Annotated in this window: 8 protein-coding genes; 2 read left to right on the forward strand and 6 right to left on the reverse strand. The window is 78.0% G+C overall.

Annotated elements, in window-relative coordinates:
- The 6 genes from MHY85_RS17930 to MHY85_RS17955 all read right to left on the reverse strand — a co-directional run.
- Positions 1 to 1,483 (reverse strand): sacsin N-terminal ATP-binding-like domain-containing protein (locus MHY85_RS17930; RefSeq protein ID WP_374234009.1); only part of this gene is annotated, 1,483 nt, incomplete at its 3' end.
- Positions 1,480 to 2,436 carry a DUF3027 domain-containing protein gene (locus tag MHY85_RS17935; protein WP_239198992.1) on the reverse strand — a complete coding sequence of 319 codons (957 nt, stop codon included), beginning with the start codon at positions 2,434 to 2,436 and terminating at the stop codon, positions 1,480 to 1,482. The genes MHY85_RS17930 and MHY85_RS17935, both read right to left, overlap by 4 nt.
- Before the next feature lie 2 nt (positions 2,437 to 2,438).
- Positions 2,439 to 2,822, reverse strand: a complete 384-nt coding sequence (locus MHY85_RS17940; protein WP_147795518.1) for a cold-shock protein — start codon at positions 2,820 to 2,822, stop codon at positions 2,439 to 2,441.
- A gap of 140 nt (positions 2,823 to 2,962) precedes the next feature.
- A complete protein-coding gene (locus MHY85_RS17945) occupies positions 2,963 to 4,240 on the reverse strand; it encodes an EAL and HDOD domain-containing protein (protein ID WP_239198995.1) in 1,278 nt (425 codons plus the stop codon).
- Positions 4,241 to 4,404: 164 nt separating this feature from the next.
- Positions 4,405 to 5,622, reverse strand: a complete 1,218-nt coding sequence (locus tag MHY85_RS17950) for a M20 family metallopeptidase (protein WP_239198998.1) — start codon at positions 5,620 to 5,622, stop codon at positions 4,405 to 4,407.
- 1 nt (position 5,623) lies between these two features.
- Positions 5,624 to 6,913, reverse strand: coding sequence for an MFS transporter (locus MHY85_RS17955; RefSeq protein ID WP_239199001.1), 1,290 nt, complete (start codon positions 6,911 to 6,913; stop codon positions 5,624 to 5,626).
- Between the two features lie 99 nt (positions 6,914 to 7,012).
- On the opposite strand from MHY85_RS17955, the gene MHY85_RS17960 reads away from it, so the two are divergent.
- Positions 7,013 to 9,502 (forward strand): helicase-associated domain-containing protein, encoded by a 2,490-nt coding sequence (locus MHY85_RS17960; protein WP_239199004.1) that lies wholly within the window; start codon positions 7,013 to 7,015, stop codon positions 9,500 to 9,502.
- The gene (locus MHY85_RS17965) at positions 9,499 to 11,193 is read left to right on the forward strand and encodes a DNA repair helicase XPB (protein WP_166938476.1); all 1,695 of its coding nucleotides are present in this window, start codon (positions 9,499 to 9,501) and stop codon (positions 11,191 to 11,193) included. Before MHY85_RS17960 ends, MHY85_RS17965 begins: the two co-directional genes overlap by 4 nt.
- Positions 11,194 to 11,408: the final 215 nt, after the last annotated feature.

Below are 11,408 nucleotides of genomic sequence, written 5' to 3' on the forward strand. Positions count from 1 at the left end.
GGGGTACGACACCGCGGTGGTCCTCACGCTCCGGGACGACGCGGCGGTCGACGCCGTCCGGGCGATGCTGGCCGAGGTCGGGGTCGGCGGCGTCGGGGTCGGCGGGGTCGGCGGCGCCCGGCTCGGCGGCACGGGCCGGCGGGAGCAGGGGCGTGCGCGCCAGCGCCTCCACCAGCCGACCGCGCAGCGCCGCGTCCAGGTCACCGGCGGGCAGGCCGCCCGGGACCAGCCGCAGGGCGTCCGCCCCGTCAGCGGCGACGTCCGCGGCGAGCAGCGCGTACGCCTCGGCGGCGACGTCGAGCAGGGCGTCGGTCGCCGGGACCCGCGCGGCGTGCCGCCGGGTCGGGTCGAGGGGCACCGTCGCGACCAGGAGCGCGGGCAGGTCCAGCGCGTCGTCGGTCGGCGTCGGCGCGTGCAGCACGCGGTCCCAGCGCGGACCGGACCCGTCGCCCCCGCCGGCCGCGCCGCCGGTCAGCGCCGCGAACAGGTCGCCGGTGCCGCCCGCCGCGCCCCCGAGGTCGTCGGACCCGGACGAGGTCGGCACTCGTGCGCCACGACCGCGCGCGGAGGTGACGACCTCGCGCGCCGGCAGCGCCCAGGTCACGCGCCAGCGCCGCCGGGACCGCTCCTCGACCGGCCGGTCCGCGAGCAGGGCGGGGTCGAGCTCGCCCTCGACGGTGCGGCGGCGCCAGCGCCGGTCGACGTCGGCCACGCGGCGGCGGTGACCGGCGAGGTCGTCCTCGACCACGACCTCCGTCAGCCCGGGCAGGGCCAGGAGCAGCGGGTCGCCGACCTCGGCCAGCATCGCCCGGACGGCGTCGACCGCCGCGTCGTCCCGGAGCGTGAGGACCACCGCGGTGTCGTACCCCTCGGGCGGCCGGCCGGTGTCCTCGCGGGGCAGCCGGAGCGCGGGCAGCGACCCCTCCCGGCGCGCGACCTCCTCGGCGAGCCGCGGCTCGCCGGCGGCGGCCAGCGCCAGCGCCCCGCGGGTGTCGTCGAGGGAGAACCGCACGGCACCCGAGGTCGACCGCACCCGGACCTCGTCGGCGACGGCCCGGACGGCCGCGAAGCCCACCCCGAACCGGCCGACGAGACCCGGCCCGGGCGTCGCGTCGCCGCCGGGGCCCGGCCAGTCCCGGGTCGCCGAGGCGCGCATGGCCGCCATCGAGGCGACCCCCGCGGCGTCGAGCGGGGCGCCGGTGTTCGCCGCGACCAGCACCCGGGGACCCGCGCCGGGCCCCGTCGCGGCGCCGTCCACGGCGTCGAGGGTCGTCAGCCGCAGCAGCAGCCGCCCCGCCGACCCGGCGCGCACGGCCGCGTCGGCGGCGTTCTGGGCGAGCTCGACCACCACCCGGTCGCGGTAGTAGCCCCGGGCGTGGTCCTCCTCGGTGTTCGCGTCCTCGCGCAGGCGCGCCGGGTCGGCGCGCCACGTCCCCAGCACCCGCTCGCGCACCGCGCGCGTGCCGAAGACGTCGGCGGTCACGACCGGGGCTCGTCCTCCGTGGGCGACGCGTCGCCGGCCGCCTCGTCCTGCTGCTCCGGCGCCACCTCGACCTCGACGGTGACGGACTCGACCACCGCCTCCACGACCACGGCCGGCTCGGCCGCGTCGTCCCCGGCCACGGCCGCGTCGTCCCCGGCCACCTCGCCGGGGCCGGCGACCTCGGCCGCGTCGCGCCCGGCCCCGACGACCTCCGCCGTCGGCACGACGTCCAGCTCGCGCGCGACGGGCACCTCCGGCCACTCGGACGGCCGCGGCTCGACGTCGGTCTCCGAGTGCGCGCCGCAGCCGTGCTCGAGCGCGACCACGCGCCCGTCGTCCGGCGACCACTCGTTGACGCACACGCCGAAGACGGTCCCGAGCGGCCCCTGCAGCGGCACGAGGAACCCGCACGTCATGCACGGCTCGGCCGAGGCCACGGCGCCGGCGGACGCGGGTCCCTGCTTGGAGCGGTACCAGCGCTCGGCGGCCTCGGCGATGCCCACGGGCGACAGCACCCGGTTGCGGGCGAGGGCGAGCTCGCCGATGGCGACCTCGTCGATCTCCGGGTCGCCGGTCGGGGTGAACCCGGGCTCGAGGCGCGGGTCGTCGGCGCGGAACGGCAGCACGTCGCCGGGGCCGATGTCGCCGGGGCGCAGCCGCTCGTCCCACGGCACCCAGGCGGGCGCGAGGACGGCGTCGTCGCCGGGCAGCAGCACGGCCTCGCAGACCGTCGCCTTCCGGGCGCGCGGCACCCGGGACAGCGTCACGGTCCACACCCAGCCGCGGTAGCCCTTGGCGGTGCAGGCGAACCGGTGCGAGACGAGCCGGTCCGCCTCGACGGTGTACCCGAGGTGCTCGCCGACGTCCTGCGGGTGCTCGGCGAGCTCGAGGGCGGCCTCGCGGGCGAGGTCGACGGCGCCGCCGAGCACGGCGTCCTGGGTCGCGGTGGCCATGCTCAGGCCTCGAGGTCGTCGGCGACGGCGCGCAGCAGGGTGGCGACCTGCTCGGCGCGGGACTTCTCGGGGCGGCGGCCCCGGCGCAGGTCGTTGCCGACCCGGTCGAGCACCTTGATCAGGTCCTCGACGATGACGGCCATGTCGTCGGCGGGCTTGCGCTGGACGGCGGCGACCGAGGGCACCGGGTCGAGCAGCTTGACCGCGAGCGCCTGCGGGCCGCGGCGGCCGTCGGCCACGCCGAAGTCCACCCGGGTGCCCGGCTTGGGGGTGCCGATGCCCGCGGGCAGCGCGGACGCGTGCAGGAACACCTCGGTGCCGTCGTCGGCGGCGATGAAGCCGAAGCCGCGATCGGTGTCGAACCACTTGACCTTGCCGGTGGGCACTGCGATCCCCTGTGCTCGTCGGAACTCGCGCGGCGTCGCGCCGCACGTCACCAGGCTACCGGTCGCGCCGCCCGGCGGGCGCCCTCGTCCACAGCCCCGCGGACCACCCGGGCGGCGCCGGGCGGCGGGTGCGCGCGGCGTCAGCCGAACGCCACGTCCTCGTCGGCGCCCGGCACGGCCTGCAGGCGCGGGACGGGCTGGTAGACGGTCGCGAGCAGCGCGCGCGCCTCGCGCAGCGCTGTCAGGTACACGAGCGACACGTGCAGGGCGGAGTACGGCGACCGGATCGACGGCACCGCCTCCTCGGCGATGGCGTCGAGGTAGGCGTCGAGCACGTCGCAGGCGGCGACGACCCGGGCGCTCGGCTGCGACCGGTGCAGCTCCGGGTCGAGCTCGGCCACCGGCACGTCGAGCAGCTCGGACACGATCCGGACCAGCGCCTCGGTGGACGCCTCCAGCGGGTCCTGCGGCGCCAGGATCTCCGCGGCCCGGGTGCGGGCGAGCGCCATGAGCGGGATCTCGTCGTCGTGGTGGCCCGCGGTGGCGAGCACCTCCAGCACGAGCATCGCGCGGAACCGCTCGCGCCCGAGCAGCACCAGCGCCTGGTGCAGGTTGCGCACGGTGCGCCCGGCGCCCGACACCGAGTTCACGACCCGGAACACCTTGAGCGCGATGGCGGGGTCCGCGGCCGTGAGCCGGGCCAGCCGGCGGTAGGACACCTGCGGGTCGCCCAGCTGGACCAGCAGCCGCCCGGCGACCATCGCGTGGTGCGCCAGCGCCGGCCGCGTGAGCACGGTGGGCCGGCGGAAGTGGTAGCCCTGGAACAGGTCGAAGCCCGCGTCCTGGGCGGCGAGGAAGTCGGCCTCGTCCTCGACGTGCTCGGCGACGAGGGCGGCGTGCGGGGCGACCGCGCGCAGCTCCTCGGCGAAGGCGGCGAGCCGGTCGCCCACGTCGGACATGTCGACCTTGACGTAGTCGCACAGCGGGAGCAGGTCCCAGCGCTGGTCGCCGGGCACGAAGTCGTCGAGCGCGATGCCGAAGCCGAGCCGGCGCAGCCGCTCGACGCCGACGACGACGTCCTCGTCCGCGGGGACGTTCTCCAGGACCTCCAGCACGACGCGGTGCGGGTCGAGCGCGACCGGCAGCTCGTCGACGATGAACGACCGGGGCACGTTGACGAACAGGTCGCCGTTGCCGGCCAGGTCCTCGACGCCGAACTCGGTGAGCGTCGCCACGATCACCGTCGCGGTGGCGCGGTTGTCGTCGACGCCGGGGCGCACGCCGGACTCGAGGGCGTCCGGACTGGCCCGGAACAGCAGCTCGTGCCCGATCGGCCGGCTGAGCACGTCGTAGATGCCCTGGCGCGCCACGCACACCTCACGCGTGGCCCGGGGCAGGTGCCCCGCCGTGATCGACATGCGTGTCCCCTCCGCTCGAGCGCGCGGCCCGCCCGTCGACGGGCGCGTCGACCCCTGTCATCGGCACGGGTGAGGCGGACCTGAGCGCTCGGGCGGGTGGAGCCGCAGATCAGGCGGGGTCCTCCCCCGGTCGGGTGCGCCCGTGCGCCCGACCGGGGCGGGGGTCACCCCTCCGCGAGCCGGTCCAGCGCCAGCGCCGCGAGCACCGCCGGGCCGACCGCGAGCGCGCCGTCCTCGAACCGCGCGTGCGCGGAGTGGTTGTACGGCGCGGTCCGCGGGTCGAGGTCGGCGGGCGTGGCCCCGACGCCGAGGTAGGCGCCGGGCACCTGCTCGAGCACGTAGGCGAAGTCCTCCGAACCGGCGAGCGGCTGCGGGGCGGTGACGTACGACCGCTCGCCGAACAGCCCGCCGGCGAGCCGCGCCACCCGGTCGGCCTCCTCGGGTCGGTTCGACGTGACCGGGTAGCCGCGCCGGTAGTCGACGGTGACGGACAGGCCGTGCGCGGCCGCGACGCCCTCGCAGACCCGGGCGACCCGCTCCGGCACCAGACCGTGCACCGCCTCGGAGAACGTCCGGACGGTCGCCTCGATGCGCGCGTCGGCGGGGATGACGTTGTCAGTGGTGCCGGCCTCGATCCGCCCGACGGTCACCACGACCGGGTCGAAGACGTCGAACTGCCGGGTGACCATCGCCTGGAGGGCGAGCACGATCTCCGCGGCCACCGGCACCGGGTCGAGCGCGAGGTGCGGCATCGAGCCGTGCCCGCCGCGGCCGTGCACGGTGACGTGCACGGTGTCCGCCGCGGCGAGGAGGGTGCCCGGGCGGCTGGTGATCGCCCCGGTGGGCAGGATCGCCGACAGCACGTGCAGGCCGTAGGCGGCCACGACCCGCTCCCCCGCCGCGTCCAGCACGCCCTCGGCGATCATCAGGCGCGCGCCGTGGTCGCCCTCCTCGCCGGGCTGGAACATCAGCACGACCGAGCCGGCGATCTCCTCGCGCCGGGCGGCCAGCAGCCGGGCCGCCGCGACGAGGCCCGCGACGTGCAGGTCGTGGCCGCAGGCGTGCATGGCGCCGGGCACCTCGCTCGCGAACGGCTCGCCCGACTCCTCGGTCACCGGCAGGGCGTCCATGTCCGCGCGCAGCAGCACCGCGGGGCCGGGACGCGCCCCGCGCAGCACGGCGACCACCGAGGACAGCCCGGTGCCGGTGCTGACCTCCAGGCCCAGCGGCTCCAGCGCCTCCAGGACCAGTGCCTGGGTGCGGGGCAGCTCGAGCCCGGTCTCGGGCGTGCGGTGCAGGGCGTGCCGGAGCGCGGCGGTGTCGGGCAGCAGCGCCCGGGCGTCGGAGCGCAGGGCGTCGAGGGCGGCGCGGTCGAGCGGCATGTCAGACCTCCGTGGGGTGCGGTGCGACGGATGTCCCGGCGGGCTCGGCGCGGGTGCCCGCGAGCGTCTCGACGGGGTACAGCAGCCGCTCGCTCACCAGCCACGAGCCGACGGCGGACACCGTCAGCCCCGCCGCCGCCCAGACCGGGACGAGGCGCAGCGCGTCGCGGGAGATCAGCCACTCGGCCACGAAAAGGAACGTACCGCCGAACACCGCGATGGCCGCGCCCGCGGGGACGCCCAGCGCGACGGCCCGGATGGGCACCGGGAACAGCCGCGCCCCGGCGACCGGCGTGACGCCGAGCTGCAGGCCGACGCAGATCGTGAACAGCGGCGCCGCCACCAGGTACGGCACGACGCCGGCCGCCATCCCCAGCATGAGCGGCACGACCAGCACGGCGCCGGCGGTGAACCCCGTGCGGATCAGCGCGAGCGGCCCGAACCGGTCGGCGAGGAACCCGGAGACGATCATCGCGACCAGCAGGCAGATCAGCGCCACGGTGTGCTGCGCGGCGGCCTGGGTCTCGGTGTACCGGCCGGTGTGCCCGGCGAACTCGGGCAGGTACACCGACCCGAAGTAGACGCCCATCGTCGAGCCGATGGTCAGCATGAACGCGAGCGCCATCCGGCCCGCGTGCCGGCGCAGCAGCGGGCCGACCGGCTCGACCCCGGCGTCGCGGGCGCGCTCGAAGACCTCCGACTCCGGGACACCGCGCCGGATCCACAGCGCCAGCAGCCCGCACAGCGCCGCGATCACGAAGGCGATCCGCCAGCCGCCGTCGCGCAGGCCGTCCGGGCCGAGCACGCCGAGCAGCACCGCGAGCACCACGGTGCCGCCGAGCGTGCCGAGCGCGTCGCCGGAGTAGGCGAACGCGCCGTACCGGTGCCGGCGCTCGGCCGGGGCCACCTCGACGACGTAGGTCGCCGCCGTGGCGACCTCCCCGCCCATCGCGACGCCCTGCAGCATCCGGGCGAGGACCACGACCACCGCCGCCCACCAGCCGGCGACCGCGTAGGTCGGGGCGACGGCGATGATCGCGGCGCCCAGCGCGATGAGCGACACCGACGCGAGCAGGCCGGTCCGCCGGCCCCGCGTGTCGGTGATCCGCCCCATCACGTACGACCCGAGCGGCCGGACCACGAAGCCGACCGCGAACACGACGTACGCGCCCAGCACCCGGGTCACCGGGTCGTCGCCGGGGAACACCTGCCCCGCGAAGTACGGCGCGAGCAGCGCGTACATCGTCCAGTCCAGCGACTCGACGAAGATCCCCGCGGTGCTCGCCACCACGACCCGCGTCCTGCGCACCCGTGCCATCGCTGCCTCCCGGCGGCTCGCCCCGGCGGACCGGGCCCCGTGCCGGCACCGCCGGAACGTATCGTGGTGCGGATGGCCACGTTCAGCGAGCACCTGCGCGGCAGGTCGGACGACGAGCTGGTGCGCCTGCTGCTGCGGCGCCCCGACCTGGCGCACCCGTCGCCCGCCACGCTCGCCTCCCTCGCCGCCCGTGCCACGAGCCGGCCGAGCCTCGAGCGCGCGCTCGCGGGCGTGGACGCGGCGGTGCTGCAGGCGGTCGAGGCCGTCGTGGCGCTGCTCGCCGGGTCGACCGACCCGGCGGACGGGGTCCGGGCCCGGGACGTCGTGGCGGCGGTCGGCGCCTCCCGGGCGGACGGCCCCGCGGTCCGCGCCGCGCTGGCCACGGCGACCGACCTCGCGCTGGTGCACCCCGCGGGCGGCCGCGCGTCCGACCCGCTGCTGCGGCCCGCGCCGGGCGTGGCGGAGCTGCTCGGGCCGGCGACGGCCGGCCTGGCCGCGCCCGCGCCGCACGACCCGGACGCCGCCGCCGTGCCCGGGCTCCTCGCGCAGGCCCCCGCCGCCGGCCGCGCCGTGCTCGACGCGCTGACCTGGGGCCCGCCCGTGGGCGTGCGACCGGCGTCCGGCCCCGCGGCGGACGCCGTCACCGAGCTGGTGCGCGCCGGCCTGCTGGTCCGGGCCGACGACCGGCACGTCGTGCTGCCCCGGACCGTCGCCCTCGCGCTGCGCGACGGGCGCACGCACCGCGCGCCCGCGACCCCGCCGGCGCCGGAGGACCTGCCGCGGCGGGACCCGGCCCTGGTCGAGGCCGAGCACGCGAGCGCCGCCGAGCGCGCGGTCCGGCTGGTCGCAGGGCTGCTGCGGCTGTGGGGGCAGGCGCCGCCGGTGGTGCTGCGCGCCGGCGGCCTGGGTGTGCGGGACCTGCGCCGCACGGCGGCCGCCCTGGAGATCACCGAGGCCGAGGCGGCGTTCGTCGTCGAGCTGGCGGGCGTCGGCGCCCTCGTCCGGGACGACGGCGAGGAGTCGGCGCACCACGTCCCGACGACGGCCGCCGACGAGTGGCTGGCGCTCGACCTGCCCGACCGGTGGGCCCGGCTCGCGGCGTGGTGGGCGGCCACCCCGCGGTGGGCCGCGCTGGTGGGCACCCGCGACGAGCGCGGCGGCGTCCGCCCCGCGCTCGGGCCGGAGCTGGGCCGCCCGTGGGCGCCGCGGCTGCGGCAGGCGGTGCTCGGGCTGCTCGCCGACGCCGGCCCGGGCGCGGCGCCGGACGCCGCCGCCGTCCGCGAGGCGCTGGCCTGGCGGACGCCGCGGTCGGTGCCGCCGGCCGACGCGGTGGCCGCCGTGCTGCGCGAGGCGGGCTGGCTGGGCGTGCTCGGCGCGGGCGCCCTGCCCGCCGCCGGTCGCGCCCTGCTCGACCCGGACGCCGACCCGCGGCCCGCGCTGGCCGCCGGCCTCGGCGCCGCGCTGCCCCCGGCGGTCGACGACCTGCTGCTCCAGGCCGACCTCACCGGCATCGTGCCGGGCCGCCCGAGCCAGGAGCTCGAGGCGCTGCTCGACGCGTCCGCCCGGGTGGAGTCCCGCGGCGGGGCCGTGACGGTGCGGTTCACCCCCGAGTCGGTGCGGGACGCCCTGGACGCCGGGGCCACCGCCGACGACCTGCTCGCCGACCTCGCGTCCCACGCCCGCGGCGGCGTCCCGCAGCCGCTGGAGTACCTGGTCCGGGACGCCGCGCGCCGGCACGGGCGGCTGCGCGCCGGGGCCGCCTCGTCGTACGTCCGCACCGAGGACCCCGCGCTGCTCGCCGGGCTCGCGGAGGACCCGCGGCACGCGGACCTCGGGCTCGTCCGGCTCGCGCCCACGGTGCTGGCCGCGCAGGCGCCGCTGCACGAGCTGCTGTCCGCGCTCCGGGCGCACGGGCTGGCCCCGGTCGCCGAGACGCCGGACGGGCAGGTGCTGCACGCCGCCCCCACGGTGCGGCGGGTGGCCGCGGCCCGGCCCCGGTTCGCCCCGGACGAGCCCGGGCGGGGGGCGCAGCCGCCGGCCGAGCGCGCCGCGGCGCTCGTGGGCGTGCTGCGCCGGGCCGAGGAGGCGCGTGCCGCGGGCGGGTCGACGGGCGGCGCGGGGGCCGTGGTGCGACCGGCGGCGGCCGAGGCGGCCGGTGCCGCCCGCGCGGACGGCACCCCGACGCTGCGCGACCGCGCCTCCGGCGTCGCCGCCGCCACGGCCGCGGCGCGCGCCGGGCGGCCCGGCACCGGCTCGCCCGCGGGCACCCGCGGCGGCCCCCGGCCCTCCGGGGGAACAGCCGACCCCGCCGAGGCGTTGGGGCTGCTGCGCGAGGCGGCCGCCGGGCACACCGAGGTGTGGCTGGACGTGGTCGGCTCGCGCGGCGCCCTGGAGCGGCGGCGCGTGCTGCCGGTCCGGGTCGACGGCGGACGGGTGCGCGTGGTCGACACCGCCCGGGACGCCGAGATCGTGGTCGCGGCCCACCGCGTCGCCGCGGTCACCCCGGTCGGCGCACCCGATGCCGACGAGACACCCGAGCCCCGGGAGACGGACACCGCATGACCGACGGACCCCTGATCGTCCAGAGCGACAAGACCCTCCTGCTCGAGGTCGACCACGACCAGGCGGAGGCCTGCCGCCGCGCGATCGCCCCGTTCGCGGAGCTCGAGCGCGCGCCCGAGCACGTGCACACCTACCGGCTGACGCCGCTGGGCCTGTGGAACGCCCGGGCCGCGGGCCACGACGCCGAGCAGGTCGTGGACACCCTGCTGGAGTACTCGCGCTACCCGGTGCCGCACGCGCTGCTGGTCGACGTCGCCGAGACCATGTCCCGGTACGGGCGGCTGCAGCTCGTCGCGCACCCCGTGCACGGCCTGGTGCTGCACGCGCTCGACGCCGCCGTCCTGGCCGAGGTGCTGCGGTCCAAGCGCACCGCGGGCCTGGTCGGCGAGCGGATCGACGACACCGACGTGGTCGTGCACGCCTCGGAGCGCGGCACGCTCAAGCAGGCGCTGCTCAAGCTCGGCTGGCCCGCCGAGGACCTCGCGGGCTACGTCGACGGCGAGGCGCACCCGATCGACCTGGACACCTCCGGCGAGTCGAACCTCGGCACCGACGGCGCCCCCCGCCCGTGGCAGCTGCGGCCGTACCAGGCCGAGGCGGCCGACGGCTTCTGGCACGGCGGCTCCGGGGTCGTCGTCCTGCCCTGCGGCGCCGGCAAGACGCTGGTCGGCGCAGCGGCGATGGCCCGCTCGAAGACCACCACGCTGATCCTGGTCACCAACACCGTGTCCGCGCGCCAGTGGCGGGACGAGCTCATCCGGCGCACCTCGCTGACCCCGGACGAGATCGGCGAGTACTCGGGCTCCCGCAAGGAGATCCGGCCGGTCACGATCGCGACGTACCAGGTCCTCACGCTGAAGCGGAAGGGCATCTACCCGCACCTCGAGCTGCTCGACGCCCGCGACTGGGGCCTCATCGTCTACGACGAGGTGCACCTGCTGCCGGCGCCGATCTTCCGGATGACCGCCGACCTCCAGGCGCGCCGCCGCCTCGGCCTGACCGCCACCCTGGTGCGCGAGGACGGCCGCGAGGACGAGGTGTTCAGCCTCATCGGGCCCAAGCGGTACGACGCCCCGTGGAAGGACATCGAGGCGCAGGGCTACATCGCGCCCGCCGACTGCGTCGAGGTGCGGCTGACCCTGCCCGAGCGCGACCGCATGCTCTACGCGACCGCCGAGCCGGAGGACAAGTACCGCCTCGCGGCCAGCGCCCCGGGCAAGACCGAGGTCGTCAAGCGCCTGGTGGCGAAGCACCGCGGCGAGCCGCTGCTGGTCATCGGCCAGTACATCGACCAGCTCGAGGAGCTCGCCGCGGACATCGACGCCCCGGTCATCACCGGCGGGACGTCCGTGACCGAGCGGCAGCGGCTGTTCGACGCGTTCCGCGCGGGCGAGATCTCGACCCTCGTGGTCTCCAAGGTCGCGAACTTCTCGATCGACCTGCCCGAGGCCTCGGTCGCCATCCAGGTGTCGGGGTCGTTCGGCTCGCGCCAGGAGGAGGCCCAGCGCCTCGGCCGGCTGCTGCGCCCCAAGGGCGACGGCCGCACCGCGCACTTCTACGCCGTCGTCGCGCGGGACACCGTCGACCAGGACTTCGCGGCGCACCGGCAGCGGTTCCTCGCGGAGCAGGGCTACGCGTACCGGATCGTCGACGCCGAGGACCTCGAGCAGGCGACGGAGGAGCCGGCCTGACGGGGTGACCCCGCGCGGGTGATAGCGCCCCGCCGCACGGCCCGCCCGGGAACCACCGGGCGGGCCGTGTCGTTGCGAGGGGTGCACGCCCTGAGAAAGGATCGTCGGGTGCCGTCGTCGTCCCGTGGCTGGTCAGCCGCCGTCCCGCTCCTCTCCGCGCTGCTCGCCGCCCCGCTGCTGGCCGGGGCCGCCCCCGCCGCCGCCCCGGTGCCCGC

Origin of the sequence: Cellulomonas sp. ACRRI, from assembly GCF_022346185.1 — a bacterium.
Taxonomy (GTDB): Bacteria; Actinomycetota; Actinomycetes; order Actinomycetales; family Cellulomonadaceae; genus Cellulomonas.